Source organism: Curtobacterium sp. MCLR17_042 (assembly GCF_003234695.1).
GTDB lineage: Bacteria > Actinomycetota > Actinomycetes > Actinomycetales > Microbacteriaceae > Curtobacterium > Curtobacterium flaccumfaciens.
The window spans coordinates 186846-213740 of the sequence record NZ_QKTD01000001.1 but is presented as its reverse complement, the minus strand read 5'-3'; the positions used below and the strand labels follow the sequence as shown (position 1 = coordinate 213740).

The 26895-nt window shown below is 72.3% G+C and carries 23 protein-coding genes and 1 tRNA gene; 6 read left to right on the top strand and 18 right to left on the bottom strand.

Annotated elements, in window-relative coordinates:
- Positions 1-22: 22 nt before the first annotated feature.
- Complete coding sequence (locus DEJ02_RS01040) at positions 23-1222, bottom strand: tRNA (adenine-N1)-methyltransferase (protein ID WP_111031700.1); 1200 nt, start codon at positions 1220-1222, stop codon at positions 23-25.
- Complete coding sequence (locus DEJ02_RS01035) at positions 1219-1968, bottom strand: HAD family phosphatase (RefSeq protein ID WP_258378638.1); 750 nt, start codon at positions 1966-1968, stop codon at positions 1219-1221. Before DEJ02_RS01035 ends, DEJ02_RS01040 begins: the two co-directional genes overlap by 4 nt.
- 147 nt (positions 1969-2115) lie before the next feature.
- On the opposite strand from DEJ02_RS01035, the gene DEJ02_RS01030 reads away from it, so the two are divergent.
- On the top strand, positions 2116-3039 hold the full coding sequence (locus DEJ02_RS01030) for a proteasome assembly chaperone family protein (protein WP_027465645.1): 924 nt from the start codon (positions 2116-2118) through the stop codon (positions 3037-3039).
- A gap of 347 nt (positions 3040-3386) precedes the next feature.
- Here the strand turns inward: DEJ02_RS01030 and mshC are convergent, their stop codons facing one another.
- The 3 genes from mshC to DEJ02_RS01015 all read right to left on the bottom strand — a co-directional run bounded on the left by mshC (position 3387) and on the right by DEJ02_RS01015 (position 6849).
- Positions 3387-4631: a cysteine--1-D-myo-inosityl 2-amino-2-deoxy-alpha-D-glucopyranoside ligase gene (mshC, locus tag DEJ02_RS01025; protein ID WP_111025031.1), complete on the bottom strand. Its 1245-nt coding sequence runs from the start codon at positions 4629-4631 to the stop codon at positions 3387-3389.
- Positions 4628-5458 (bottom strand): undecaprenyl-diphosphate phosphatase, encoded by an 831-nt coding sequence (locus tag DEJ02_RS01020; RefSeq protein ID WP_027465647.1) that lies wholly within the window; start codon positions 5456-5458, stop codon positions 4628-4630. Before DEJ02_RS01020 ends, mshC begins: the two co-directional genes overlap by 4 nt.
- Before the next feature lie 62 nt (positions 5459-5520).
- Positions 5521-6849, bottom strand: coding sequence for a M20/M25/M40 family metallo-hydrolase (locus tag DEJ02_RS01015; protein WP_111031699.1), 1329 nt, complete (start codon positions 6847-6849; stop codon positions 5521-5523).
- Between the two features lie 161 nt (positions 6850-7010).
- Here DEJ02_RS01015 and DEJ02_RS01010 point away from each other — a divergent pair.
- Positions 7011-7096 (top strand) — tRNA-Leu (locus tag DEJ02_RS01010).
- Between the two features lie 299 nt (positions 7097-7395).
- Here the strand turns inward: DEJ02_RS01010 and DEJ02_RS01005 are convergent.
- The 8 genes from DEJ02_RS01005 to DEJ02_RS00970 form a co-directional block, all read right to left on the bottom strand.
- Positions 7396-7980 carry a hypothetical protein gene (locus tag DEJ02_RS01005; RefSeq protein ID WP_111031698.1) on the bottom strand — a complete coding sequence of 195 codons (585 nt, stop codon included), beginning with the start codon at positions 7978-7980 and terminating at the stop codon, positions 7396-7398.
- Positions 7981-7991: 11 nt separating this feature from the next.
- Complete coding sequence (locus tag DEJ02_RS01000; RefSeq protein WP_111031697.1) at positions 7992-9131, bottom strand: zinc-dependent alcohol dehydrogenase; 1140 nt, start codon at positions 9129-9131, stop codon at positions 7992-7994.
- Between the two features lie 142 nt (positions 9132-9273).
- Complete coding sequence (locus DEJ02_RS00995; protein WP_181440242.1) at positions 9274-10755, bottom strand: HD domain-containing protein; 1482 nt, start codon at positions 10753-10755, stop codon at positions 9274-9276.
- A 161-nt stretch (positions 10756-10916) separates the two neighbouring features.
- Positions 10917-12245: an NAD(P)/FAD-dependent oxidoreductase gene (locus tag DEJ02_RS00990; protein ID WP_027465651.1), complete on the bottom strand. Its 1329-nt coding sequence runs from the start codon at positions 12243-12245 to the stop codon at positions 10917-10919.
- A 32-nt stretch (positions 12246-12277) separates the two neighbouring features.
- Positions 12278-12487 carry a hypothetical protein gene (locus DEJ02_RS00985; RefSeq protein ID WP_017887301.1) on the bottom strand — a complete coding sequence of 70 codons (210 nt, stop codon included), beginning with the start codon at positions 12485-12487 and terminating at the stop codon, positions 12278-12280.
- Between the two features lie 7 nt (positions 12488-12494).
- Positions 12495-14285, bottom strand: coding sequence for a DEAD/DEAH box helicase (locus DEJ02_RS00980; RefSeq protein WP_111031858.1), 1791 nt, complete (start codon positions 14283-14285; stop codon positions 12495-12497).
- Positions 14286-14473: 188 nt separating this feature from the next.
- Positions 14474-15718 carry a DNA polymerase IV gene (dinB, locus tag DEJ02_RS00975; protein ID WP_111030125.1) on the bottom strand — a complete coding sequence of 415 codons (1245 nt, stop codon included), beginning with the start codon at positions 15716-15718 and terminating at the stop codon, positions 14474-14476.
- Between the two features lie 167 nt (positions 15719-15885).
- Positions 15886-17049: an acyl-CoA dehydrogenase family protein gene (locus DEJ02_RS00970; RefSeq protein ID WP_111031695.1), complete on the bottom strand. Its 1164-nt coding sequence runs from the start codon at positions 17047-17049 to the stop codon at positions 15886-15888.
- Between the two features lie 23 nt (positions 17050-17072).
- On the opposite strand from DEJ02_RS00970, the gene DEJ02_RS00965 reads away from it, so the two are divergent.
- The gene (locus DEJ02_RS00965; protein WP_111031694.1) at positions 17073-17867 is read left to right on the top strand and encodes an SGNH/GDSL hydrolase family protein; all 795 of its coding nucleotides are present in this window, start codon (positions 17073-17075) and stop codon (positions 17865-17867) included.
- A 27-nt stretch (positions 17868-17894) separates the two neighbouring features.
- Here the strand turns inward: DEJ02_RS00965 and DEJ02_RS00960 are convergent, their stop codons facing one another.
- From DEJ02_RS00960 to DEJ02_RS00945, 4 genes are read right to left on the bottom strand one after another with little or no spacing between them, the layout of a single operon-like run.
- Positions 17895-19268, bottom strand: a complete 1374-nt coding sequence (locus DEJ02_RS00960; RefSeq protein ID WP_181440254.1) for a serine hydrolase — start codon at positions 19266-19268, stop codon at positions 17895-17897.
- Positions 19269-19310: 42 nt separating this feature from the next.
- A complete protein-coding gene (locus tag DEJ02_RS00955) occupies positions 19311-20543 on the bottom strand; it encodes a D-alanyl-D-alanine carboxypeptidase family protein (protein ID WP_146249198.1) in 1233 nt (410 codons plus the stop codon).
- 25 nt (positions 20544-20568) lie between these two features.
- Positions 20569-21192, bottom strand: a complete 624-nt coding sequence (locus DEJ02_RS00950; protein ID WP_111031691.1) for a DUF1097 domain-containing protein — start codon at positions 21190-21192, stop codon at positions 20569-20571.
- Positions 21185-22480 (bottom strand): amidohydrolase family protein, encoded by a 1296-nt coding sequence (locus tag DEJ02_RS00945; protein WP_111031690.1) that lies wholly within the window; start codon positions 22478-22480, stop codon positions 21185-21187. Before DEJ02_RS00945 ends, DEJ02_RS00950 begins: the two co-directional genes overlap by 8 nt.
- A 147-nt stretch (positions 22481-22627) precedes the next feature.
- Between DEJ02_RS00945 and DEJ02_RS00940 the strand changes: the two genes are divergently transcribed.
- Genes DEJ02_RS00940 through DEJ02_RS00930 form a run of 3 tightly spaced genes read left to right on the top strand, consistent with a single transcriptional unit; the run spans position 22628 to position 26039 of the window.
- Positions 22628-23305 carry a FadR/GntR family transcriptional regulator gene (locus DEJ02_RS00940; RefSeq protein WP_111031689.1) on the top strand — a complete coding sequence of 226 codons (678 nt, stop codon included), beginning with the start codon at positions 22628-22630 and terminating at the stop codon, positions 23303-23305.
- Entirely contained in the window at positions 23302-24414 is a 1113-nt protein-coding gene (locus DEJ02_RS00935; RefSeq protein ID WP_111031688.1) for an acetamidase/formamidase family protein, read from the top strand. The genes DEJ02_RS00940 and DEJ02_RS00935 overlap by 4 nt, the downstream gene beginning before the upstream one ends.
- Positions 24411-26039, top strand: a complete 1629-nt coding sequence (locus DEJ02_RS00930) for an AtzH-like domain-containing protein (protein WP_111031687.1) — start codon at positions 24411-24413, stop codon at positions 26037-26039. Before DEJ02_RS00935 ends, DEJ02_RS00930 begins: the two co-directional genes overlap by 4 nt.
- On the opposite strand, the gene DEJ02_RS00925 is transcribed toward DEJ02_RS00930, so the two are convergent.
- Positions 26036-26854, bottom strand: coding sequence for an RNA methyltransferase (locus tag DEJ02_RS00925; protein ID WP_071403769.1), 819 nt, complete (start codon positions 26852-26854; stop codon positions 26036-26038). The genes DEJ02_RS00930 and DEJ02_RS00925 overlap by 4 nt on opposite strands.
- Between the last annotated feature and the right edge of the window lie 41 nt (positions 26855-26895).

Genomic DNA, 26895 nt, shown 5'->3' with positions numbered 1-26895 from the left:
GCAGGACGGGCACGCCGTCAGCCTACCGTTCGTCCTCGACGGCCCCGGACGGAGCCGCAGCGGCATCCGACGGAGCCGCAGCGACATCCGACGAAGCCACAGCGCCCTCGGACGGAGCCACAGCACCGTCCGCCGCCGACGATGCCTCGGCCGCCGCGACCTTGCGCGCCTGCGCCGCCGACTGCCGGGCCACCTTGCGGAGCTTCTTGTCGCTCGTCGCCCGCTCGCCCACGGCACCGGGGGTCCAGGCCTCGATGTCCTCGTCCGAGAACTCCGCCTTGCCCGCGCGGCGCTTCAGGTTCGGCAGCACGGTGCCGTCGGCCAGGCGTCGTGCCGTGATGAGGAATCCGGTGTGCCCGACCATGCGGTGGTCCGGGCGGACGGCGAGACCCTCGACGTGCCAGGTGCGCACCAGGGTCTCGCTCGGCATCGGGTCGGTGAAGCGCCCGGTGTCGCGCAGGGCCTCGGCCGTGCGGGACAGCTGCGTGACGGTCGCGACGTAGCAGACGATGAGTCCGCCGGGCACGAGGGCGTCGGCCGCGGCGTCCACGCACTCCCACGGCGCGAGCATGTCGAGCACGACCCGGTCGATGCTCTGCGGCTCGGTCGCGTCGGGCAGCGACTCGACCAGGTCACCGACGGTGACGGACCAGTTGTCCGGGACGGCTCCGAGGAAGGTCCCGACGTTGCCCTTCGCGATCGCCGCGAACTCCTCGCGGCGCTCGAACGACTGCAGCTGCCCGGTCGGGCCGATGGCGCGGAGCAGGAACAGCGACAGCGCCCCCGAGCCGACGCCGGCCTCGACCACGCGGGCCCCGGGGAAGACGTCCGCGAAGGCCACGATCTGCGCCGCGTCCTTCGGGTAGACGATCGCGGCGCCACGCGGCATCGACATCACGTAGTCGTTGAGCAGCGGGCGGAGTGCGAGGTACTCGTCACCGGTGCTCGCCCGGATGACCGAGCCGTCGGGCTGCCCGATGACGTCGTCGTGCCGGAGCACCCCGCGGTGCGTGTGGTACTCGCCGGCGGTCTCGAGCGACAGCGTCGTGAGCTTGCCCTTCGGACCGGTCAGCTGGACGCGGTCGCCGGCCCGGAACGGGCCGCGCGGCGGCGTGTGCGGTGCGCCGCCCGCGGTGTGCGGGAGGGCTGCGGTCGGGTCCGCGAACGGACTGGAGGCGCTGCTCGCGTCCGCCTCGTCGCGTGCGTCGTCGGTGTGGCTCATCGGGTGACCCCTTCGGTGTCCGCAGCGCGCGCCGGGTCCGGCACCGCGCCTCCAGCCCGTGCGGCCAGTGCCGGCGTCGTCAACTCGACCAGCCGGTCGACGTCGACGCCCGCCAGGGTGGTCAGGTGCACGTCGCCGCCGGCGATCTCGGAGAGCGGGACGATGTGCTCGACGGCCACCGTGACGGCGCCGGAGGCGACGGCCGACGCGACGCCGGTGGCGGAGTCCTCGATCGCGACGCACGCGGTGGGCTCGACGCCGAGCTGCGCGGCGGCGGACAGGTACGCGTCCGGGAACGGCTTCGGGCGGTCGACGTCGTCGCCGGCCACGACCACGCGGAAGCCGCGCTCACCCAGGGCCTCGGCGGCGACGAGCGCCATCTTGCGACGGGACATCGTGACCAGGGCGGTCGGGATGCCGCGGGCGTGGAGCTCCTCGACGAGCTCGCGGGCACCCGGACGCCAGGGCAGTTCACCGGCGCGCAGGTGCTCCATGACGTAGTCGGTCATCCACTGGATGATCTCCTCGACCTCCATGTCGACGCCCTTGGCGCGCAGGAGCTCACCGGAGCGCTCGAGGCCGGACCCGACCAGGGACAGGCCGTCCTCGTGGGTCCACTCGGCGCCGTAGCGGTTCGTCAGGTCGACCTGGGACCGCTGCCAGATCGGCTCGGTGTCGATGATCGTGCCGTCCATGTCCCACAGCACGGCTGCGGGCGGGACGAGGGCAGGAGGATGCGCGGTCACGGGCGACGAGTCTACCGGGGCCGTTCCGCTGGGCGCGGACGCGCGCGTGCGCCGACACCCCCTGGGCCTACAGTGGATGCCTGAATCGTGTCCGGCCGGGGGCATCGCTCCCGCCCCGCTCCGCTCCACCACCAGGAGGTCCGCTCCGTGCCACAGCACTCCCCCTTCAGCGACGGTCGCTTGCTCGTCGTCGCCTTCGAGGGCTGGAACGACGCCGGCGAGGCCGCGAGCGGTCTGGCGCGTCGCATCGTCGAGTCGCTCGGCCTCGACGAGTTGCGTGAGCTCGACGGTGAGCGGTACGTCGACTACCAGTTCAACCGGCCCACCGTCGGCACCGACGACAACGGCGACCGCGGTGTGCAGTGGCCCCGGATCGTGCTGCACGGCCCCGGTGCCGAGGGCCGTCCGGTCATCGGCGCCACCGGCTCCCCCACCGACCGTGACGTCTTCGTCCTCGTCGGCCCGGAACCCTCGCGCACCTGGCGGGGCTTCTGCTCGGAGATCATCGACCTGGCGGACGTCTACTCGATCGACGCCGTCGTCTTCGTCGGTGCGATGCTCGCCGACGTCCCGCACACCCGGCCGATCTCGGTCTTCGTGTCGAGCGAGAACGCCGGGGTCCGTGCCGCCTTCGACGTCGACAAGTCCTCGTACGAGGGCCCGACGGGCATCCTCGGGGTCCTCGCCGACGCGATGGACAAGGCGGGCCTGACCACGCTGTCCCTGTGGGCCTCGGTGCCGCACTACGTGCACAACTCGCCCTCGCCCAAGGCCACGCTCTCGCTGCTCGACAAGATCGAGGAGCTCACGGACGTCACGGTGCCCCGCGGCTCGCTGCTCGACGACGCCACCGAGTGGGAAGAGGGCATCGACGCCCTCGCCGCCGACGACGAGGACATGGCGTCCTACATCGGGCAGCTCGAGCAGGCACGAGACACCGTCGACTCCCCCGAGGCCTCGGGTGACGCCATCGCGCAGGAGTTCGAGCAGTACCTCCGTCGCCGTGAGCGCAAGGACGGCAAGGACGGCGGCACCGCCGGTGGCGAGGGGCCGTGGCGGCCCCAGCAGTAGCCGTCACCCGCTGACGGACAGGAGGCACGGTGCCGGCTGGCAACGTACCTCCTGTCCGTGGTGGGCGTGCGGCGAGTGGCGTGCGACGAGTGGTCGCGAACTGTCGGCTGCGGCCCGCGTCGGCGACAGTTCCTGACCCCTCGGCGGCGCGCACGCGACGTGTCGCGACCACACGGCGGACGGGAGGCGCGTGTCGGCCCCGCCATGCGTCTCCCGTCCGGCGGCCGCGTGCGGTCACGACACCCCGCTCACGTCCGGCGAGTGGTCACGAACTGTCGGCTGCCGACCGCCCAGGCGACAGTTCCTGACCCCTCGGCGGTGCGCACGCGACCGTGTCGCGGCCCCCGTCAGGCCAGGCGGATGCCGAGCAGTGCGTCGATCAGGTCGAGGAGCTCCGGCGTGCACGCCGTGCCACCGGCGATCGCGGTGTCGACCGCGGCGACGGCACCGGGGGTGTCGAGGTCGTCGGAGACCCGCGCGCGGATGCGTGCCGCGACGTCCGCCGCGTCGTCAGCGTGCCCGGCGGAGGCTCCCGAGGCCCAGGCGTCCCAGCCGGCGAGCCGCGTCTGGGCGCTCGTCAGCTCGGTGTCGAACCACTCCCAGTCGTCGGAGTACTTGTGCGACAGCAGCGCGAGCCGGATGGCACGGGGGTCGGCGCCGTCGTCGAGCAGCCCGCGCACGGTGACGAGGTTGCCGAGCGACTTCGAGATCTTCGTGCCCTGGTAGGCGATCATCCCGGTGTGCACGAACGCGTTCGCGAGCGGCTGGTGCGCGAGGGCAGCAGCGTGCCCGGCGCTCATCTCGTGGTGCGGGAAGACGAGGTCGCTCCCGCCGCCCTGCACGCTGATCGGCAGCCCGAGGCGGTCACCGGCGATGACGCTGCACTCGATGTGCCAGCCGGGGCGCCCGGGGCCGATCTCAGTGTCCCAGGCCGGCTCGCCGTCACGCGCGGCCCGCCACAGCAGCGGGTCGAGCGGGTCGCGCTTGCCCGGGCGATCCGGGTCGCCGCCGCGTTCGGCTGCGAGGGCGAGCATCGTCTCGCGGTCCAGGCCGCTCTCGTCGCCGAGGGTCCACGCGTCGGTGGGGCGGTTCACGTCGAAGTACAGGTCGTCGCCCTCGGCGCCGTCGGTCGGGACCTCGTACGCGTAGCCGGACTCCTGCAGGAACGAGACCGCCTCGGCGACGCGCTCGACCTCGTCGGTGACGGCCACGAAGTCGTCCGGCGGCAGGATCCGCAGCGACTCCATGTCGCGGCGGAACAGGTCGACCTGCTCAGCCGCCAGCGCACGCCAGTCGACGCCGTCGCGGGCGGCACGCTCGAGCAGCGGGTCGTCCACGTCGGTGACGTTCTGCGCGTACTCGACGTCGAGCCCCGCGTCACGCCAGGCACGGCCGAGCGTGTCGAACGCCAGATAGGTCGCCGCGTGGCCGAGGTGCGTGGCGTCGTACGGCGTGATGCCGCAGACGTACAGCGCGGCACGGTCCTCGTCGCGGGCGGGGTCCACCGGCTTGCCCGTTGCGGTGTCGTGGACGACCGGTCGGGGCGCGGCGCCGGGGACGTCGGGGACGGATGGGGCCTGCCAGGCCCTCACGGCTGGATCACTCCGAGCGACAACAACACGATGAGCACGATACCGAGTGCGATCCGGTAAACGACGAAGGGCATGAAGCTGCGCTTGCTGATGTAGTTCATGAACGCCGCGATCACGACGAACCCGACCACGAACGCGACGACGGTGGCGATGAGCGTGTCGGCGAGTCCGAACGGCGAGCCGTGGTCGCCGAGGCTCGTCGCGGCCTCGTAGAACCCGGACAGGAACACCGCCGGGATCGCGAGCAGGAACGCGAACCGCGCGGCCGCCGGGCGGGTGTACCCGAGGGCGAGACCCATCGACACGGTCGCACCGGAACGGGACACTCCGGGGACCAGGGCGAGCATCTGCGCCAGGCCGATGAGCAGACCACCACGGAACGTCATCTGCTCGATCCGGCGCTCCTTGCGGCCCACCCTGTCGAGCACCCCGAGCACGACACCGAACACGATGAGGACGATCGCGACGATCCAGAGGGACCGGAACGTGGTCTCGATCGAGTCCTTGAGCAGGAGCCCGGCGACCCCGATCGGGATCGTGCCGAGGATCACCAGCCAGCCGAGCCGGACGTCGGGGTCGCCCTTCGGCACGTCACGCTTGACCACCGACCGGAACCACCGCCCGATGATCCGGGTGATGTCCTTCCAGAAGTAGATGAGCACCGCGGTCTCAGTGCCGAGCTGCGTCACCGCGGTGAAGGCCGCACCGGGGTCCTTCGCGTCGGGCAGGAAGAGCCCCACGATGCGCAGGTGCGCGCTGGAGGACACGGGCAGGAACTCGGTGAGCCCCTGGACGAAGCCGAGGAAGATCGCCTCGAGGATGTGCATCGCACGGGCCTTTCGGGGGGAGGTCGGTCAGGGCACCGCCACGACGGCGACCATGAACAATATCAGTACGTGGCGAGCAGGTCCCCCAGCACCCGCCGACCGAACGCGAGCGAGTCGAGCGGCACCCGCTCGTCCACGCCGTGGAACATCGCGGGGAAGTCGACACCGGCCGGCAGCTGCAGCGGCACGAACCCGTACCCGGCGATGCCGAGCGTCGAGAGCGCCTTGTTGTCGGTGCCGCCGGACAGCAGGTACGGCAGGACCGGCGCGCCCGGGTCGTGCCGGCCGAGGACGTCGCGGACGGCGTCGACCAGCGGGCCGCCGAAGTCCTGCTCGAGGCCGATGTCGCGGAACGACATGACCACCTCGACGTCGGGCCCGGCGAGCTCACGTACCCGCTCGAGCACGGACTCCTCGTCGCCCGGCAGGCAGCGGATGTCCACCAGGGCCTCGGCGGCGTCGGGGATGACGTTGTGCTTGTAGCCGGCGGTCAGCACCGTCGGGTTCGACGTGGTGTGCAGCGCGGCGTGGATGAACCGCGACGCCGAGCCGGTGGCCAGCGCGACCTCGTCCGGGCCGGTCACCGTCGGGTCGACCCCGAGGAACCGCGCCACCTCGGCCACCATCGCGTCCGTCGTGGCCGAGAGCCGAACGGGCCACTCCTCGCTGCCGATCCGGGCGACCGCCGCTGCGAGCTTCGTGACGGCGTTGTCGCGGATCACGTGCGAGCCGTGGGCAGCGGTGCCGCGCGCGATCAGCTTCACCCACATGAGCGCCTTCTCGCCGGTCTGCAACAGGTAGGCGCGACGGTCACCGAGCGTGATCGAGTACCCGCCGACCTCGCTGATCGCCGCCGACGCCCCCGCGAAGACCTCCGGGTGCTGGTCGACCACGTGGTGGGACCCCAGGACTCCCCCGGCCTCTTCATCTGCGAAGTACGCGATCACCAGGTCACGCTCCGGCGCACCGTGCTGCTCGATGACGTCGGCCAGCGACGTGAGCATCATCGCGTCCATGTTCTTCATGTCGACGGCGCCCCGACCCCACAGCGACCCGTCCTTGACCACGCCACCGAACGGGTCGACCGACCAGTTCGCCGGGTCGGCCGGCACGACGTCGAGGTGCCCGTGCACCACGAGCGCCGGCTTGTCACGGTTCCGACCGGGCACCCGCGCCACGACGCTCACCCGGTCCGGCTCCGACTCGAACAACTGCGGCTCGAGGCCCAGCGCGCGGAGCTTGTCCTCGACGTAGTGGGCTGCCTCCGTCTCACCACGGGACTTCCCCTCGCCCCAGTTCGTCGTGTCGATGCGGATGAGGTCGCGGGCGATCGCCGCGGTGGCCTCGAGCGCGGGCACGGACTGCGGCTCGGAGGGCTCCGGGTTCGTCATGGCTCCACGGTATCGGTCGGCACCGACCCCGTCGCCGGGACAGCGCGCGCAGGACTCGCCCGGGATGCGCGGCCGTGTTCATCGCGCGTTCAGACCCGTGCTAGTGTCTTCTCTCGGCAGGAACGCCGGGTTCAACCCGGGAAACAGACACCAGACACCCTGTCCGGGTGGCGGAATTGGTAGACGCGCTAGCTTGAGGTGCTAGTGCCCGTATTAGGGCGTAGGGGTTCAAGTCCCCTCTCGGACACAGGAAATGCGTGCCCCCTGACCTTTCGGTCGGGGGGCATTTTCTGTTGTGTCTTCCCGGCGAGTGCCGCCATCGCTGCGCTCAGGGCGTCACCGCCTCTGGGGCGCCACCTCGCTGCGCTGGGGGCGGGGCAGGAGGGCGGGCTATGGACGCGCGCACGCCACGGACTGGAGGCGCGGGGCGGGGCCGCAGCGCGCCTCCAGGCCGGAACGTGCGCACGTCGCAGGCCGGTGCGAGGTTGCGCACTCCGTGTGACGGAACAAGGTCGCACCGAGTGGGCAACGCCGCACCGCGCGCGGTCAGCGCGAGCGGCGCACCCGCCGCACCACCAGCACCACGGCGCCGAGCGCCGCCAGCCAGCCCCAGTTCGCGACCACCGGGTCGAGCACCTGGTGCCGCCAGTCCGATCGACTCGACCCCAGGCGCGACGCAACGGGGTGGTTCCCACGCTCCGCCGCGACACCGGTCTCGCTGATCACCCGGTCCGGCCGACCCCGGAGCGCATCGGTCACCCGGTGCGTCGCGACGTCCAGGCGGTCCCCGACGACGAGCAGCATCCAGTGCGCCAGGCGGCCCTCGCTGAACCGCCGGTAGGCGTACCGCCGGACGATCCCGGCGACGCCGTTCAGGGGCTGCGCGGTACCGAACACCGGCGTCACGTGGGCGTGCTCGATCGAGCGTTCCCGGCCGTGCGCACCGTCCTGCTGGGGCGGGACGTCCCAGTGGGCTCCGGTGGCCGAACCGGCCTCGCGCGAGAGCTTCGGCACGGACGGCCGGTCCGCCGGGTCGAGGTCGCTCCCCCACCCCGGGATGCGGGCACGGAGTTCCTCGGCCGACGGCACCCGACGGGGTGGATCGGCGATGTACGGGGTGTGGTCGGACATGTCGGGCCTCCTCACGGCACGACGACGGTCTTGATGCAACCGTCGAGCTTGGACGAGAACAGGTGGTACCCCTCGGCGATGTGCTCGAGGGGGATGCGGTGCGTGATGATGTCGCTCGGCTTGAAGTGCCCAGCCTGGATGTGCTCGAGCAACCGCGGCCACTGGCGCTTCACGTGCGCCTGGTTCGTGTGGATCGTGACGCCCTTGTTCATCGCGTCCCCGAACTTCACCGCGCTCGGGATCGGCCCGTACGCGCCGACCGCCGAGACCGTGCCGCCCTTGCGGACGCCGTCGATCGCCCAGTTGAGCGCCGTCGGGGCCCCGCCCTGGAGCTTCAGCTTCGAGGCGGTGACCTGCTGGGTGAAGTTGCCGTCCGCCTCGGCTCCGACGGCGTCGATCACGCTGTCCGCACCGAGGAAGTCGGTCTGCTTCTTCATCTCGAGCACGACGTCGTCGACCTCGGCGAAGTTGATCGTCTCGGCGTGCGCGAAGCTCCGGGCCTTCTCGAGCCGGTACTCGAGCTGGTCGACGACGATCACCCGGCCGGCTCCCATGAACCACGCCGACGCCGCGGAGAACAGTCCGACCGGCCCGGCACCGAGCACCACGACGGTGTCGCCCTCGCGGATCGACGCCAGCTGCGCCCCGAAGTACCCGGTGCTCAGTGCGTCCGTCATGAGGAGGGCGTCGTCGTCGTCGAGCCAGTCCGGGATCACCTGCGGTCCGACGTCGGCGAACGGCACCCGCACGCGCTCCGCCTGCCCGCCGTCGTACCCGCCGGTGGTGTGCGAGTACCCGTAGATCCCGCCGACCGCGGTCGCGTTCGGGTTCACGTTGTGGCAGTTCGCGAAGAGTCCGCGGGCGCAGAACCAGCACGTGCCGCAGAAGATGTTGAACGGGACCATCACGCGGTCGCCGACCGACAGGGTCTCGACGGACGAGCCGATCTGCTCGACCACCCCGATGAACTCGTGGCCGAACGTGTGCCCGACCCGGGTGTCGGGCATCATGCCGTGGTACAGGTGCAGGTCCGACCCGCAGATCGCGGCCCGTTCCACCCGGACGATCGCGTCGTTCGGGTGCTCGATCCGGGGATCCGGTTTCTCCTCGACGCGGATCCGGTAGGGGCCGCGGTACGTCATGGCGCGCATGGACGCTCCTCTCGTTCGTCGCGTCCACGCTGGCGCGCGCCACGTTGGAACGGACCCAGGACCGCAGATGGCGGACAAGCGGTGGGCGTCCGCACAGACGGACGGGAGGCGCGGTGCCAGCTGGCACCGCGCCTCCCGTCCGTCACCGGCGTGCGTCGACCGCTCGGCGCAGCCACGCGCGGGCTCCGGCGACGTCATCGAAGACGCCGTCGTCCTGCGCCGCCGCGGACGCCACGAGGAGTTCGCGGAACACCGGCCCCGGGGTGAGTCCCGCGTCGACGAGGTCGCGGCCGGACAGCAGCCGCACGGGCCGACGCGCGACCTGGTCCCGGAGCGCGACGTCGAACCACGACCACGCCGAGGACCGGCTCGCCCCCGGACCACGCCCCTGCGAGTCGGCTTCGCACACCCGGGCCCACGACTCCATCGCGGGCAGGGAGGATCCGAGCCGTCGGAACAGCCGCCGAGCAGCGGCAACGGACGGTGGCGCGCCGTTGGACGAGTGCGGGACCATGTGCTCGCGAACGAGCGGGACGACCCGCTCGACGATGTGGCGTGGCGCGCCGAGGCGACCGAGCAGCGCTGCTGTTGCCGCAGCACCGGACACCTCGTGGCCCAAGCTGCGGATCCGGACCGCACCTGCGTCGTCGGCGAGGACCTGCGTGCCGGAGCCGGCCTTCCCCAGGTCGTGCAGCACGGCGGCGAGCACGATGACGACCCGGTCGTCACCCCGGATCCCGTCCGCGGTGCAGGCGCGGGCGGCAGCGTCCCCCGCCGCTCCGAGGTGGACGTGCACGGGACCCTCCGGGTGCCACCGGGGGTCCTGCGGCACGTCTCGGACCGCGGCGAGCTCGGGCAGGTGTCGCTCCCAGCCGCTGTCGTGCAGCGTTCGGAGGGCAGCCGACACGTGGTCGCCGAGTGCCAGCTTGCGGATCTCGGGCCAGATCCGCCCGGTGGCGATCGACTCGAACCGTGCCGCGATCGACCGCGCCAGACGCAGCGTCGCGGGGTGCACGGCGAAGTCGAACCGGGCGACGAGCTGCACGGCACGCAAGACCCGGAGCGGGTCCTCACTGCAGCGTTCGGAAGCGTGCCGCAGCACGCCGATGACGGCATCGTCGATCCCACCGACCGCGTCGAGGAACACGTTCGTGCGAGGGTCCCAGGCGACGGCGTTCACCGTGAAGTCCCGACGGAGGGCGGACACCGTGACCGGATCGAGCGCACCGGACTCCGCCGTCACTGCGACGTCGACGCGGGATCCGTCGAGCACCACCTTGAGGACCGGGAACCCCGCACCGGCCTCGACGACGATCGCGCCGGCCGCACGCAGCGCTCCGACGACCAGATCGGTCCTGGTGCCGTGCACCTCGACGTCGACGTCACCGGTGGTGGTCGGTCCGCGCCCGGCTTCCCGGAGCAGCGCGTCGCGGACTGCTCCGCCGACCAGGGAGGGCTGCCCGATCCCGCCCAGGACCTCGAGCACCTTTCGGGCTCCGGCGTCGAGGCCGAAGGCGCGGAGCGGGTCGGCCGGACCGGGGCACCGGTGGACGGTGCTGTCGTGACGCTCGGCGCCGCATCGGAGGCACGATCGGACGGAGGAGATGGTGGTGGTGGGGCGCACGTGTCGGTCGACTTCCGGGACCTCGTCGCCGTGGGCGCCGAGGGAGTCAGTATGCCGGAGAGCGGCAGGTGGGTGCGAACGCACGTGACGGACGGACGGGAGGCGCGGTGCCAGCTGGCACCGCGCCTCCCGTCCGTCCGTCCGTCCGTCCGTGGACGCGTCTAGCTCTTCGACGCCTCGACGAAGTTGCGTCGCGGGTCGGTCTCCTTGATGAGCGAGGTCGCGTCGCGACCCGACACGGCACCGGTGATCCAGCCGATGATGATGCGGGCCTTCCGGTTCAGGGTCGGCATCGCGTACACGTGGTACGCGCGGTGCGCGAGCCACGCGAGCAGGTTGGTCATCTTGATGCCCTTGATGTTCGCGGCACCCTTGCCGACACCGTACGACGCGACGGTGCCGATGGAGGGGTGGCGGTACTCCTCGAGCGGCTTGCCGGTGATGGTCGCGACGATGTTGTCGGCGGCGACCACGGCCTGGCGCACGGCGTTCTGTGCGTTCGGCGGGTAGAACGCCGGCTGCTTGTCGGCGGTCAGGTCGGGCACCTGCGCGACGTCACCCAGCCCCCAGACGCCCTCGACGACCTGGTGGGTGTCCTCGGCCTCGACCTGGAGCTTCGCGTTCGCGGCGAGATGGCCCTTCGGCCCGCGCGGCAGGTCGGAGGCGTCGAGGAGCGGGTTCGGCTTGACGCCGGCGGTCCAGACGAGCAGGCCGGTGGCGAACTCGTCACCGTCGGAGAACTTGACGACACCGCCCTCGGCGCTCGGCATCGTGGTCTTCAGGCGGACGTCGATGCCGCGGGCGCGGAGCGACTCGAGCGTCCACTTGGACAGCTCCGGGCCGACCTCGGGCGCGACGCGGTCGAGGGCGTCGATGAGCACCCAGCGGGGCTGCTCACCGGCGAGCGACGGGTAGGTCTTGATGGCGGCCTGCGACACGTCGAAGAGCTCGCCGATCGCCTCGACGCCGGTGTAGCCACCGCCGACGAAGACGCTGGTCAGCAGACGGCGACGCTCGTCCTCGTCACGGGTGGCAGCGGCCTTCGCGATGTTGTCGAGGAGCTTGGCGCGCACGTAGGCGGCCTCTTCGACGCTCTTGAAGCCGACGCCGTACTCCTCGAGCCCGGGGGTCGGGAAGGTGCGGGTGACGGAACCGAGGGCGACGACGAGGTGGTCGTAGCCGAGGGTGCGGTCGTCGCCGCCGGCGGTCGCGATCGAGACGGTCTTGTCGGCCGAGGAGATCGCGGTGACCTTGCCCTGGATCACGCGGGTCTTGCGCAGTGCACGGCGCAGCTCGACGGTGACGTCCTTCGGCGCGATGTGGCCACCGGCGACCTCGGGCAGGAACGGCAGGTACGTGTAGTAGGTGTTCTGGTCCACGAGCGTGATGCGCATGGGCACCGTGGCCGCGTGCTTCTGGAGCTGCTTGACCGTGGTGTAGCCAGCGGAGCCGCCGCCGAGGACGAGGACGTGAGGGATCGAGTCTGCCATTCCTCCGGTCTACCGGACTTTGGCTTGGCGCGTCATGAGTTCCGCGGCCTGTCGCGGAGCCGCCACCACGCGGTCTCGGCCAGTTCGGGCCCCGTGAACACCCCGTGCGGGGTGCGGCGGGACTCGGTGAGCGAGAAGCGGCGCAGTCGGTAGCCCCCGCCGAAGCGGTCGATGATCGCCTCGGGTGACGCCTCGGGGTCGCGCTTGACGTACCAGGTGCGGTCGTCGACCGGCTCGATCACGCCGCGGTCACCGTCGTCCGCCGATGCGGGAGCGCAGGATGTCGATGCGCTTCTGGATCTGCTCGATGCTCGCCTGCGCCACGGCCGGTCCACCGCTGATCCGTCGGAGTTCGGCGTGGATCGATCCGTGCGGTTCGTTCGAGTGGCGGGACCAGATCGACACGAGCCGGGCGAGCTCGGTGCGCTGCTCCTTGATCGTCATGTACATCGGTCGGTCGGGCTCGGGCGCTTTCGGCATGCCGTCCTTGGCCGTGCGGCCCTTGGAACGCTTGGCCTGGGTGGCCTGACGGGCACGCAGGAGGTCGCGCACCTGGTCGGGTTCGAGGAGCCCCGGGATGCCGATGAAGTCGAGTTCCTCGAGGGAACCGACCTCGCCGCCGGTGCCGAACTCACCGCCGTCGTAGAGGACGCGGTCGAAGGACGCCTGCGAGTCGAGTGCCTCGAACGGCTGGACCTCGAGCAGGCTCTCGGACGCGCGGTCTTCCTTGTTGGCCTCGGCGACCATCGCGTCTTCGGGGTTGTACATGCCGTCGTCGGCGTCCTTCGGGCGGTCGAGGGCGTGGTCGCGCTCGAGCTCGAGGGTGGCGGCGAGGGCCATCAGGCCGGGGACGCTCGGCAGGAAGACACTCGCGGTCTCCCCGCGGCGACGGGCACGCACGAAGCGGCCGATCACCTGGGCGAAGAACAGCGGCGTGCTCGCGCTCGTGGCGTAGACCCCGACGCAGAGCCGTGGGACGTCGACGCCCTCGGACACCATGCGGACGGCGACCATCCAGCGCGAGGTGTCCTCGGCGAACGCGCTGATGCGGCTCGACCCGGCGGCTTCGTCGGACAGCACCACCGTGGGACGCTCCCCCGTGATCTGCTGCAGGATCCGGGCGTAGGCACGCGCCGTGGTGGTGTCGGTGGCGATGACCAGGCCGCCGGCGTCAGGCACACCACGACGGACCTCGGTCAGGCGCTTGTCGGCCGCGGAGAGCACGGCCGGCATCCACTCGCCCTCGGGTGACAGCGCGGTGCGCCAGGCCTGGGCCGTGATGTCCTTCGTGACCTGCTCACCCAGGGACGCCGACATCTCGTCGCCCATCCGGGTCTTCCAGCGCATCTGGCCCGCGTAGGCCATGAACAGCACCGGGCGGACGACGCCGTCCTTCAGCGCTCGGCCGTAGCCGTAGTTGTAGTCGGAGATCGACGTGCGGATGCCCTGCTCGTCGGGGGCGTACTGCACGAACGGGATCGGTGCGGTGTCGGACCGGAACGGGGTCCCCGACAGCGAGAGCCGGCGGGTGGCGCCGGAGAACGCCTCTCGGATGCCGTCGCCCCACGTCAGGGCGTCGCCACCGTGGTGGACCTCGTCGAGGACGACCAGGGTGCGGCCGCCCTCGGTGATGCGCTTGTGCACCTCGGGGTTCATGCCGACCTGGGCGTAGGTGATCGCGACGCCCTGGTAGTGCCGGCCGAACATGCCGTCGCCGTTCTTGAACATCGGGTCGATCCGGATGCCAACGCGGTCAGCGGAGTCGGCCCACTGGCGCTTCAGGTGCTCGGTCGGGGCCACCACGACGATGCGGTCGACGGTGCCGCGGGCGAGGAGCTCGGTCGCCAGACGCAGCGCAAAGGTGGTCTTGCCGGCCCCCGGCGTCGCGGCCGTGAGGAAGTCGCGGGGTTCCTTCTCGAAGTACTTCGTGAGCGCTTCGATCTGCCAGGCGCGGAGCTTCGAGGCCGTGCCCCAGGCGGCCCGGTCCGGGAACGCCGGCGACAGGTGCTGGACGGCCGAGTTGCCGGCCGCTTCAGCCAGGGCCGCGGCATCGGCTTCGGCACGGGCTGCGTCACCGTGCGCCTGGGTTCGGTACGCCTGGCTGCCGTCGTGCGTCGGCGACGATCCGCCTGCGCCGGACTGGTCGTCACCCGACTCCGCCCACAGCGTGGCGGGCTGCTGGTCTTCGTACTCCGCTGCGCTCACTGAACCCGATTCTACCGCCACCGTCAGTCCTGCCGAGCGTGCGGGACGCCGCCGTCGGGGGTCCGGCGGACCAGGGATGCCGGTCGCAGCACGCCGGCGCCGAAGCGTGCGGCGACCGCGTCGACCGTGGTCTCGGTGTCGCGCCACGGCGCGTCGTCGTCCCACAGGGCGTTGCTCGCGGCCGCGGGCACGAGGTTCTCGCCGCGCACCCCGATCAGCCGGATCTGGTTGCCCGGTCGGTGCAGCACGTCGTACAGCTCGACGGCTTCGCGGTGCAGGCGCTTCGCGACGTCGGTGGGCTCCGCCAGCGTGCGCGACCGGGTCAGGGTGGTGAAGTCGGTGTAGCGGACCTTCAGTGCCACGGTCCGGGCCTGCACGTCGGCCTGGCGCAGGCGGACGGCGACCTTGTCGGCCAGGCGCAGGAGTTCGCGGGCGACGTCGTCGCGCTCGGTCAGGTCGCGACCGAACGTGACCTCGTGCCCGATCGACTTCTCGCCGACGCCGGTGTCGACCACGCGCGGGTCGCGACCCCATGACAGGTCGTGCAGCCGCTGCCCGCCGGCCGGGCCGAGTGCCGACACCAGCGACCCGAGCGGGGTGTTCGCCAGGTCGCCGACCGTGCGGATGCCCCGGCGTTCGAGCGTCTCCTGCGTCTTGCCGCCGACGCCCCAGAGCGCGGACACCGGCTGCGGGTGCAGGAACGCCACGGTGTCGGCGGCGGGCACCACGAGCAGGCCGTCCGGCTTCGACCGGCTGGAGGCGAGCTTCGCGACGAACTTCGTCGATGCCGCACCGACGGAGCAGTGCAGACCGGTCTCGGCGAAGACCGTGCGGCGGATCGCCTGGCCGATCTGCCACGGGGTGCCGTACAGGCGGAGGGCGCCGGCGACGTCGAGGAACGCCTCGTCGATGCCGAGCCGCTCGACCCGCGGGGTGAACCGGTCGAAGATCGCCATCACCGCGGCGGACTTCGCCCGGTACTTCTCGAAGTGCGGCTCGACGATGACGGCGTTCGGGCAGCGGCGTTTGGCGATGGCCATCGGCATCGCGGAGTTGACCCCGTAGCGACGGGCTTCGTAGGTGGCGGCGGTGACGACGGAGCGGTCGGAGTCGTGCCCGACGATGACCGGCAGTCCCACCAGGTCGGGGCGGTCGAGCAGTTCGACGGAGGCGAAGAAGGCGTCCATGTCGACGTGCAGCACGGTCGCCGAGACGTCGTCCACCGGTGCGTCGGAGACGAGGCGGTTCCGTCCGTCCTGCTTGCTCACACCGAGATGATGCCAGGCGCCACCGACATCGCCGCGCCCGAGGCCGATCGCGATCGGACGGTGCGAGGTTCCGCACGTGGTGCGAGGGAGCGCGGATGCCACCAAGTGCGGAACCTCGCACCGGAGCGCCCCGGAGCGCAACGCCTCGCACCATGCGAGCGCAGCGCTCAGCCGAGCGGGCCGAGCACCGACGCGGCGATCGTCCGCCCCGCGGAGTCCCGCGACGACGGGTGGTACTGCCCCGCCCGGACGTCCCGCGCCAGCCGCGCGAGCTCGCTCGACGACCGGAACGCCGAGCCGCCGACGACGCGCATGGCCTCGTCCACGACGTGCTGCGCGGTGTCCACCGCGCGCGCTTTGGTGCCGACGAGCAGCGGGAACCAGCGAGCTCCGAGGTCGTCGAACTCGTCGACCGACCGCGCCAGCGAGTCGACCTGCAGCGTGATCGCGTCGACCGAACCGCGCAGGTCGGCGATCGCCCGGCGCACGTCGGGGTCCTCCGACCGCAGGGTTCCGTCGGCCGCGGTGCGACCGGCTACGGCGGCCGTCGCGAGCGCGATCGCCCGCTCGGCGATCCCGACGTACACCGAGGCGATGAGGAGCTCGAACGACGCGAAGATCCCGAACACGAGCGGGTCCTGGTTCGGCCCGACCGGCAGCGACCGGACGATGCGGTCGGCGGGGACGTGCACGCCGTGCAGCTTCGTGGTGCGGCTCTGCGTCGCGCGCATGCCGAGCGTGTCCCAGTCGTCCAGGTGCTCGACGTCGCCGTCGGACCGCAGGACGAACCCGTGCACGAGCCGTGGCTCCGGCCCCGAGGTGTCCTTGCCGAAGACGCTCATGACGTCCCACGCCGGTGCGAGCGACGTGAAGACCTTCGTGCCGGTGAACCGGTAGCCGCCGTCGCCGTCCGGCTCCGCCGTCGTCGACGAGTCGAACAGCACGGCGTCGTTGCCGGGTTCGCTCACCCCGAAGGCGAGCAGGTGGTCGTCCGCAGCGTGGTCGGTGATGGCCTGGAGGAACGACTCGCCTCGCGCACGGACGGCGCGGGCCGCCTGCACCCACACCTGGTGCATGCCGAGGCCGAGTGCCGTCGCCGGTGCGGCCTGGGCGAGGGCGCGCTGCACCCGCGCGGTGGCGCGGAGGCCGAGGCCTGCCCCGCCCTGCTCGACGGGGACGCCGATCCGCAGGTAGCCGTCGGCGCGGAGCTCGTCGAGGTCCTCGGTGCAGAACGCGTTCGCGGCGTCGTAGCCGGGGGCGCGCTCGGCGATGCGGCTGAGCAGCTCGTCCGGCACCGACCAGCCGACGGCGTCCGTGTTGGCCTTCGTCATGCCACGAGACTAGGGTCCGGGACGTGTCAGATCGTCATCCTTGGACCAGGTACGTCGCGATCGGTGACTCGTTCACCGAGGGCATCGGGGACCCCGACCCCACCGTCCCGGGCGGCAACCGCGGCTGGGCAGACCGCGTCGCCGAGGTGCTCGCACACCAGACCGACGACTTCGCCTACGCGAACCTCGCGATCCGCGGGCGGTTGCTGCAGCAGATCATCGACGAGCAGGCCGAGGCCGCCGTCGCCCTGCACCCGGACCTCATCACGGTGTCCGCCGGCGGCAACGACATCATCCGCCCCGGCTCGGACCCGGACGAGCTCGCGGAGCGCGTGGACCGGCTCGTCGCCGACCTGCGCCGCGACGGAGCCACCGTCGTGCTCTTCACCGGCCCGGACGTCGGGATGACCCCGGTGCTCGGCATGGTCCGCGGCAAGACGGCGATCTACAACGAGAACCTGCACGCCATCGCCCTGAAGCACGGCGCCCTGGTGGCGAACATGTGGGCGCTCCGCGTGCTCCGGGACCCGCGGATGTGGGCTCCCGACCGGCTGCACCACTCGCCGATGGGCCACTCGACGATCGCAGCGGCGGTGCTCGACACCCTCGGTGTGCCGCACGGGCTCGAACTGTTCAACCCGGACCCGCTCGAGGCACGGCCGTGGCGCGAGGCCCGCGCCGAGGACCTCGGCTGGGCCCGGGAGTACCTGGTGCCGTGGGTGGTCCGGCGCATCAAGCACACCTCGTCCGGCGACGGGGTGTCGGCGAAGCGGCCCGAGCTGCAGATCGTCACCGAGCACCCCTCCGACACCCCGTAGCCAGACGCCCGTCCGAGTCGGCGCAGGTCAGTCCGCCGGGCGACGGAGCGTCATCGGACCGTCGTGCAGCGGCTCGGTCTTCCACTTCGCCCCGACCGTGCCCGCGTCGAGGTCGACGCGCAGGTGCAGCAGGTGCGGGGTCTCCAGGAAGCGGACCGCGACGAGCACGCTGCCCTCCGGCTCGGTGGCCGCGCTCGCCGCGAGGGCGCCCTCGACGGCCCACCGTCCTTCGCCGAGCGGCACGGACTCCGACCGGCCGTCGTCGGTGATCGTCAGGCGGATCCCGTCCGCACCTCGGGCGAACGTGACGGCATCGAGGATCCCGCGGGGACGCGACCGGAGCTCGACGTCGGCGAGGTGCTCCGGAAGGCGACCTCCCTGTACCGGGGACAGTCCCAGGGAGGTGAGCCGGGCCTCCAGGGCGGATGCCGAGGCCGCGTCGGACGCGCGGTCGACGGCGGGCAGCAGGTGTTCCCAGACCGCGTCGAGGACGGCCTGCATGTCGAGGCTCTGGCCGGTCATCGCGAGGACGACGTCCTGCTCCGGCAGGACGACGCAGAACTGGCCGTAGGCGCCGTCGCCGCGGAAGCCGTGGCGGGCCATCCAGAACTGGAAGCCGTAGCCCTGGGACCAGTCGGGGTTGGCCTCGTCCGGGTTGGCGACCTGGGTGCTGGTGGCCTGCTCGACCCAGTCGGCGTCGAGGATCCGCTCGCCGTCCCAGACGCCTCCCTGCAGGTACAGCTGGCCGAGCTTGGCGACCGCGTCGGTCGGCGCGTAGCACCCGCTGTAGCCGAGCTCCGCGCCGGTGTCGTCGCGGCGCCAGGCGAGGTCGTCGATGCCGAGCGGGTCGAGAAGGTGCGGGCGGAGCCACGCGACGAGGGACCCGCCAGTCACCCGCCGGACGATCTCGGCGAGGGTGTACGTGCACGGCTGGTTGTATGCGAAGACCGTGCCGGGCTCCTCGTCCGGCGGGAGCAGCAGGAACCCGCGCACCGTGTTCGTCGGGTCGAGGGCCCGGGCGCGGTCGATCGTCTCCTCGCGGTGGCCGCTCGCCATCGCGAGCAGGTGCCGGACGCGGATGCGGCGGCTGCGTTCGTCGGTGACGTCGGCGTCGAGCTCCGGGAAGTACGACAGCACGGTCGCGTCGAGGTCGATCAGGCCCGCACGGACGGCGATGCCGACCCCGGCGGCGGTGAAGCTCTTGCTCAGCGAGTAGAGCAGGTGCACGCGGTCCGCGGCGTAGGGGTGCCACCAGCCCTCGGCCGCGACCTGGCCGTGCCGCAGCAACATGATGCTGTGCGGCTCCACGGCGGGCGTCGACTCGAGGGCGTCGAGCAGGGCGGTCACGCCGCCGGGATCGATGCCGAGGGCGGCGGGGGTGGTCCGGGGGAACGTCGTCATCGTCGTCACCCGACCGACTCTACGGTCGGCGGACGACGGGCGTCACGCCCCCTGGAACGGGTTCGTCCAGCGCCACCAGACGCCGGGGTCGTCGATCGTGCGTTCGAGCACGAGCGGCACCGTGACCGGGTCGTGGTCGGAGATGCGGAACCGCACCTGCCCGACCCGCTCGCCCTTCGTGCCGAAGGTCACCTGCTCGAGCTTCGCCTTCGCGGTGACGGTCGTCTTGCCCCACACGAGCACCTCGGCGGCCTTCGTCGTGACCGCGTCGGCCTCGTCCTGCCACGGGGTCGAGAAGGTGCCGAAGGTCTGCCCCTGGTGCGTGAGCGTCACCACCTGGAAGTTGTCCGCAACGGTCCGCAGCAACCGCTGCACGTCGACGTCGAGGGAGTCGTGGTCGACACCGCCGAGCATCACGCCGACGACGGTGACGTCCCTGCCGCCGCGCTCGTACGTCGCCGCGAACAGCAGACAGGCGCCGGCTTCGTCGAGGGTGCCGGTCTTGATCCCCTCGATGCCGTCGAGCCCGAGGAGCTTGTTCGAGTTCTCGATCTCGCCGACCGTCGGGATCGTGACGTCCTGGGTACCGACGATGTCCTTCACGACCGGGTTCGCCAGCGCGAGCTGCCCGAGCTCGACCAGGTCCGTGGCGGTCGAGGTGTTGTCCGGATCGAGGCCGGTCGGCTCGTGGATCGTGGTGTCGTCCAGGCCGTGTTCGTCGAGCCAGTCGTTCGCCGCGTGCTCGTAGGCGGCGATCGACCCGAAGGCCCAGATGGCGAGGGCGCCGGCGTAGTTGTTCGCCGACTTCATGAGCATCACCTGGAACGTCTGGTGCTCGGTGAGCTTCAGGCCGGCGGGCATCGGGGCGACCTCGCCGTTCTGCGCCGCGTACTTGGCGTACAGGCCCTCCATCTGCTTCGTGAAGCGGATGGAAGGGCCGGACTCCCCCGCCGCCATCGGCTTCTCGTCGAGCACCACGAGCGCCGTGACGACCTTCGTGATGCTCGCGATCGACCGGGGCTTCGTGTCACCGCTGGTGCGCAGGCTCTCCGGGAAGTCCGTCGCTTCGACCGCCGTCGCGCCGTACCCCGGGAAGCTCAGCGCCGGGACGGTCGTCTTCGGTGCCGAGTACGTGGTGGTGCTGGCGCTCGCCGGGCCGAACGGCACGACGGCCGCGGCGACGAGGTACCCGGCCACCAGGAGCAGGACGGCGACCACCGAGATCATGACCGGCCTCCGGACGGCGGAGCGGGGGCGGCGGACGACTCGTGACACGGGACCCGAGCGTACCGGTCCGCTCCTAGGCCGAGGCTGCGACGGGCTGGTCGGGCTGCCGTTCCGGAGCAGGAGCCGGGGTCGCTGCGCCGCCGGCGTCGGTCGCGACGACCGGGTCGGTCGAACCGGCCGAGCCCGCCGACCCGGCCCGGGCGAAGGTCAGGCGTCGGGACAGGTAGGCGAACACCGGCCCGAGCGCGTTCATCAGCACGACCGACACCCAGGCGGCCCAGGCGTTCCCCGGGTCGAACCCGAAGCCGCCGAAGCACGTCGCGAAGAACGAGGCGAACCCGAGGAACATCCCGGGGACGAGCCCGAACAGCTTCGTGCGACCGGTGTACATCAGGGCGCAGTTCACGACGAGGATGAGCAGCGCCAGCACGGTGTTCTGCGCCGCCTGCCCCTCGCCGAACAGCGTGCCGAACCGCTGGTCGAGCAGGACGATGACCAGGCCGAACGCCGAGCCGATCGGCATCGCGGCCCACAGGCGCGTGGCGTTCCGCAGCGTCGGCTTGCTGCCGAGCAGGAACATCCCCGCCCAGCTGATGAAGATCGCCCAGGTCGGCAGGTGCAGGGCGTTGCCACCGATGAACGCCGTGGCACCGGCCAGGACGGAGGCGACGATCTCGTGCGGGATCCGTTCACGCATGGCTGAGTTCCTTCGATCGGTTCGTGGTGCGGCTGGTGGTGAGGCGGGTGGTCCGGGTGGTCTCGGCGACGACCCGGCCGCGCTTGACGACCAGGGCGCGGTCCGGCCGGTCGAGCAGGACGCCGTCCGGGTCGGTGGTGGAGAGCACGACGAGGTCGGCAGCGGCGCCGGGCCGGATGCCGTGGGTGTCCGCGACGCCGACGACCTCCGCCGCCCCCGTGGTCGCCATGGCGAGCACCCGGCGCAGGTCGTCCGGGCCGGACAGGTGCCCGGTCTGCGCCAGGAGCAGCCCGACGTCGAGCAGGTCGGCGTTGCCGAACGGGGTGAAGGCGTTCCGGACGTTGTTCGACGCGTACGCGCTCGTGACCCCGGCGTCCCAGAGTTCGCGGACCGGCACGACCCCGCGCCGCACGTCGTGGTCGTCGGACCGGCCGCCCAGGTGCAGGTCGGTCGCGGGCAGCGGCACGACGGCGACCCCGGCAGCTGCCAGACGGTCGAACAACGCCCGGCGCTCGCCGCGGGGCAGGCTCGCGACCGAGGTCACGTGCCCGAGCGCCACCCGCCCCTGCAGCCCGCGGGCGGTCACGCGGTCGGCGATGTGCCCGGCGAGGGCGTACCGCGGGTCGGAGGTGTCGTCGGCGAAGTCGGCGTGCAGGTCGGCCGGCACCCCGAACTCCTCGGCGAGGTCGAGGACGGTCTCGACGTGCTCGTGGCACGCGGCCAGGGTGTGCTCGTTGTACGTGCAGCCCCCGATGACGTCCGCCCCCGCGGCGAGCGCCTGACGGAGCAGCGCGAGGGTGCCCGGTGCCTTGGCGATGCCCTCCTGGGGGAACGCGACGATCTGCAGGTCGAGGGCGTCCCGGTACTCGTCGCGCAGGTCGAGCAGCACCTCGACGCCGGTGAGCCCGACGATCGGGTCGACGTCGGGGTGTGCGCGGACGAGCGTCGTGCCGTTCGTGATGGCCTGGTCGAGCAGGGTGCGGGCGCGGTCGCGGACGGTGGCGTGGGTGAAGCCGCGCTTGAGCTCCCCCGTGACGGCGATGGCGCCGGCGAGGGTGCCGTCGGGGTTCGGGCGTTCCCGGTCGAGCAGGGCCTTGTCGACGTGCAGGTGTGCCTCGATGAGCCCGGGGATGAGCACACGTCCGGCGCAGTCGACCACGCGAGCGGAACCAGCGGGAGCGGCGGCACCGGGCAGCGCGTCGGCCACGCTGACGATCACGCCGTCGGCGATGGTGACGTCGACGGATCGACCGTCGGTCAGCCGTGCGTTGGTGAGGGCCAGGTCCACGTCGAACCCCTCTTCCGGTCGGTGCGGGTGGGACGTGCTCCACCATTCGCCCGCCGTGTTTCGGGTTCCGACGCCGCGTGTGACGGCCGTGTAAAAGATGGTCGTACCAATGAACCAAGCAGACCAACCGGCCCTACGGTCGAGGGCATGCACCGTGGACGGACCCTGAGCGCGGCGACCGCCGCCCACCTCGGCACGCTCGTGCTCGACGACCTGCAGCCCGGCGACAAGCTGCCGCCGGAACGCACCCTCGCCGAGGACCTCGCCGTGTCCCGCACGACCATCCGCGAGGCGCTGCAGGAGCTCGAGCGTCGTCGCCTGGTCTCCCGGACCCCTGGTCGTGGCACCGTCGTACTGCCACGGCCGGAGGAAGCGTCCGCCCTGCTCGACCACCACCGCGACGACCTGGACCACCGGGCCGAGCACGTCGCCGAGTTCCGGACCGTCGTGGAGCCGCAGGTCGCCGGACTCGCGGCGGCGCGGGCGGGCGATGCCGACCTGCTCACCCTGGAACGCATCCTCGCCGCGACGCACGCGGGGCTCAGCCCGGAGGAGTCGCTCGCCCAGGACGTCGCCTTCCACGTGCAGGTCGCCCGCACCTCGGGCAACCCCCTGCTCGTCTCCCTGTGCGAGCTCAGCAGCGGCTGGGTGCAGGACGTCCGTGCCCGCTCGCACAGCACCAGCGAGGGGCGCCGGTCGTCGTTCGAGTGGCACGAGCGGATCCTCGACCGGATCCGGGAGCACGACGTCGCGGGCGCGACGCGGGCGATGGCCGACCACCTGGCCGACGTGGCCCACCTGGTCGAACGGAGGACGGAACGATGACCACCGCACACGAGACCACCGCCCCCGCGGTCCCGATCCTGCAGCCCGGCGCCGGGCCCGTCCGCGGCGACCACTCCCTGCCCGTCGACCCGGAGACCGTCCTGTGGGGCCGACTGCCGAGCGACGGTGACACCCCGGCCCTGACGATCGGCCCCGGGGAGTCGGTCACGATCGACACCGTCAGCCACGAGGGGATCCTCCCCGACCAGGGCAGCGACCCCGTCGCCTGGTTCGGCGACCACGGCGTCGCTCCGGAGCACGTCCTCACCGACGCCGTCGCGATCGCCCGCTCCGGTCACCGCGACCCCGCGTCGGACGGACCGCACGTGGTGTCCGGGCCGATCGCTGTGCGCGGTGCCCGTCCCGGTGACGTGCTGACGATGACGGTCCTCGAGACCCTGCCCCGGGTGCACTACGGCGTCGTGTCGAACCGGCACGGCCGCGGTGCCCTGCACGGTGAGTTCCCGGTCGACGGCACGACGGTGAGCGTCTTCGCCGACGTCGTCGACACGGACCAGGGCCGGCGGGGCCGCATCCCGCTCACGGCCGCCGGCGACCGCTTCGCGCACTTCCCCCTCGCCCCGTTCCTCGGGATCATGGGCGTCGCCACCCCCGGGGAACGGCTGCACTCCGTCCCGCCCGGTCGCCACGGCGGCAACATCGACGTCAACCTGCTGCAGGCAGGGTCGCAGCTGCACCTGCCGGTGCTCGTCCCCGGCGCGCTCGCCCACGTCGGTGACCCGCACTTCGCCCAGGGCGACGGCGAGGTGGCACTCACCGCGATGGAGGCCTCGCTCCGCGCGACGATCCGCTTCGACCTGACCCCGGCCGCCGAGGCCGCCGCACGCTTCGGGGACCTGGTCTGGCCCGTCGCCGAGACGCAGGAGTTCCTCGTGCCCACGGGCATGGACCCCGACCTCGACGAGGCCGTCCGGCAGTGCGTCCGGCACGCCGTCGCGATCCTCGGCGCGCGCTGGGGCATGGAACGCCACCTGGCGTACGCCTACCTGTCCGCCGCGACCGACTTCAACATCTCGCAGGTGGTGGACCTGGTCACCGGCGTCCACGCCCGCATCCGCAAAACCGACTTCGAGGAGCCCGCCCGATGACCACGCCCCCGGCGTCGCCCGCGCCCGACGCCGCGCCCGAAGGCCTGCTCGAGGCGCTCCACGCCTACGAGGCCGCCCTGCTGGCGAACGACCTCGACGCCCTCGACGCCGCCTTCGTCGACTCCCCCGGCACGATGCGCGGCGACGACCGCGGCCTGCTCGTCGGGCACGACGCGATCAGCGCGTTCCGCGGGGCACGGGGTGGGGTCGCGACCCGGTCGCTGACGCACGTCGAGGTCCGCCCGCTGACCGAGGACCGCGCCCTCGTCGTGTCGGTGTCCCGGTTCGCCGCGGGTGGGCAGGGCCTCCAGACCCAGCTCTGGCGCCGCGACGGCGACACCGGCGAACGCGAGACCAACGACGGCGACACCGGCTGGCGCATCGAAGCGGCCCACGTCACCGGCCGTCCCAAGGCCGTCGACACCACCGTCTGGCGGGCCGTCGGCGACCCGCTCGTCGCCCCCACCGCCTCCGGACCGCTCGACGGCCTGACCGTCGCCGTCAAGGACCTCTACGCCGTCCCAGGCCAGCCGGTCGGCGCCGGCAACCCGACGTACCTGCGCGAGGCACCCGTCGAGACCGCGCCCGCCGCAGCGGTCGCCGCGCTCCTCGCCGCCGGCGCCTCGATCCGCGGGATCGCACGCACCGACGAGTTCGCCTACAACCTGACGGGCCGGAACGCACACCACGGCACGCCGCCGAACAGCGCGGCTCCCACCCGACTGCCTGGAGGCTCGTCCAGCGGATCCGCATCGGCCGTCGGCCTCGGGACGGCCGAGATCGGGATCGGCACGGACACCGCGGGATCGGTGCGGGTCCCCGCCTCGTACCAGGGACTCTGGGGCCTCCGGACGACCCACGGAACGGTGCCCCGCGACGGGCTGCTCCCGCTCGCGCCGTCGTTCGACACCGTCGGGTGGCTCACGCGGAGCCACGGTGTGCTGCTCGCCGCCCTCGACGCCACCGTGCCGCCGCCCGCGCCGGCCGGGGCGCCCGACGCGACCGTGCTCGTCGTCCCCGAGGAACTCGTCGCACTCGTCGAACCGGCCGTCGCCCGGTCCTTCACCGCCTTCGTCGAAGCGCTGGACGAACCCGTCGCGACCATCCGGCTGCGCGACCTCGGCATCCCGGACCCCGCAGCACTGCAGGAGCAGATGCGCCTCGTCCAGGCCGCCGAGGCACTCGCCGCCCACGGCCCTTGGATCGACGCGCACCCCGGCGCACTGAGCCCCGTCGTCGGTGACCGGTTCCGGGCGGCACGCGCGAACGACCCCGACGCGACCGCCGACGCCGTGGCACGCCTCGACGAGGTCCGTACGACGATCCGCCGTGCCCTCGTCGGTCGGACGCTGCTGTTCCCGACCGTGCCCGGACCCGCACCGATGCTCGACGCGGACACCGCTGCGCTCGAGCGCACCCGGACCGCCACCACGGCGATGACCGCGCTCGCGAGCGTCGGTGGGCTGCCCGCGGTGAGCGCACCAGCGCTGACCGTGGACGGCGCGCCCGTCGGCGTCTGCCTGGTGGGCGGGCCGGCCACCGACCGTGCCCTGGTGATCCGTGCCGGGCGAATGCTGCCGGACCAGGGTGCCCCGGGCCTCCCGACCGTCTCGGTGGTGCGCTAGGAGGCGAGCCGCCGGGCGTGGGTGACCGCCCACAGACCGACGGCGCTCGCCGCGGCCACGTTGAGCGAGTCGACGCCGTGCGCCATCGGGATCCGGACCGTCGTGTCGGCCGACGCGATCGCGGCCGGAGTCAGCCCCTGCCCCTCGGTGCCCATCACGAGCGCGACCTTGTCCGGCAGGTCCGCCACGAAGGCGTCGAGGTCGACCGACTCGTCCGTCAGCGCCATCGCGGCCAGGTGGAAGCCCTGCGCGCGGAGTTCCTCGCCCGCCGCGGGCCAGTCGCCGATGCGGGTCCACGGCACCTGCAGGACCGTGCCCATGCTCACCCGGACGCTCCGGCGGTACAGCGGATCGGCACACCGCGGGCTGACGAGCACCGCGTCGGCGCCGAGGCCGGCGACGCTGCGGAACACCGCGCCGACGTTCGTGTGGTCGACGATGTCCTCGAGCACGACGACGACCTTCGCGTCCCGCACCACGTCGGCGACGCTCGGCAGCTCGGGACGCTGCATCGCGGCGATCGCACCGCGGTGCATCCGGAAGCCGGTGAGCTCCTCGAGCAGGGCGTCCGCGCCGACGAAGACCGGGCCGTCGTGCTCCGCGACCAGGGGCAGGACACTGTCGAGCCACTTCTCCTGCACCAGGATGCTCCGCGGCACGTGTCCGGCGCGGACCGCGCGCTCGATGACCGTGTTCGACTCGGCGATGTACAGGCCGCCCTCGGGCTCCGAGACCCGGCGGAGTGCAACGTCGGTCAGACGGGCGAAGTCGTCGAGGCGGGGATCGTCGAGGGAGTCGATGCGGACGGGGTGCACGGGGCTCGTTTCGGTGTGGTGCGGGGCGGCGCGGGTCCGGC

What these genes read in the sequence shown, in the direction of transcription:
- DEJ02_RS01040 (WP_111031700.1), bottom strand. Translation starts at nt 1,222, where the DNA reads ATGAGCCACACCGACGACGCACGCGACGAGGCGGACGCGAGCAGCGCC.
- DEJ02_RS01020 (WP_027465647.1), bottom strand. Translation starts at nt 5,458, where the DNA reads ATGCACATCCTCGAGGCGATCTTCCTCGGCTTCGTCCAGGGGCTCACC.
- DEJ02_RS01015 (WP_111031699.1), bottom strand. Translation starts at nt 6,849, where the DNA reads ATGACGAACCCGGAGCCCTCCGAGCCGCAGTCCGTGCCCGCGCTCGAG.
- DEJ02_RS01005 (WP_111031698.1), bottom strand. Translation starts at nt 7,980, where the DNA reads ATGTCCGACCACACCCCGTACATCGCCGATCCACCCCGTCGGGTGCCG.
- DEJ02_RS01000 (WP_111031697.1), bottom strand. Translation starts at nt 9,131, where the DNA reads ATGCGCGCCATGACGTACCGCGGCCCCTACCGGATCCGCGTCGAGGAG.
- DEJ02_RS00990 (WP_027465651.1), bottom strand. Translation starts at nt 12,245, where the DNA reads ATGGCAGACTCGATCCCTCACGTCCTCGTCCTCGGCGGCGGCTCCGCT.
- DEJ02_RS00970 (WP_111031695.1), bottom strand. Translation starts at nt 17,049, where the DNA reads ATGACGAAGGCCAACACGGACGCCGTCGGCTGGTCGGTGCCGGACGAG.
- DEJ02_RS00960 (WP_181440254.1), bottom strand. Translation starts at nt 19,268, where the DNA reads ATGACGACGTTCCCCCGGACCACCCCCGCCGCCCTCGGCATCGATCCC.
- DEJ02_RS00950 (WP_111031691.1), bottom strand. Translation starts at nt 21,192, where the DNA reads ATGCGTGAACGGATCCCGCACGAGATCGTCGCCTCCGTCCTGGCCGGT.
- DEJ02_RS00940 (WP_111031689.1), top strand. Translation starts at nt 22,628, where the DNA reads ATGCACCGTGGACGGACCCTGAGCGCGGCGACCGCCGCCCACCTCGGC.
- DEJ02_RS00935 (WP_111031688.1), top strand. Translation starts at nt 23,302, where the DNA reads ATGACCACCGCACACGAGACCACCGCCCCCGCGGTCCCGATCCTGCAG.
- DEJ02_RS00930 (WP_111031687.1), top strand. Translation starts at nt 24,411, where the DNA reads ATGACCACGCCCCCGGCGTCGCCCGCGCCCGACGCCGCGCCCGAAGGC.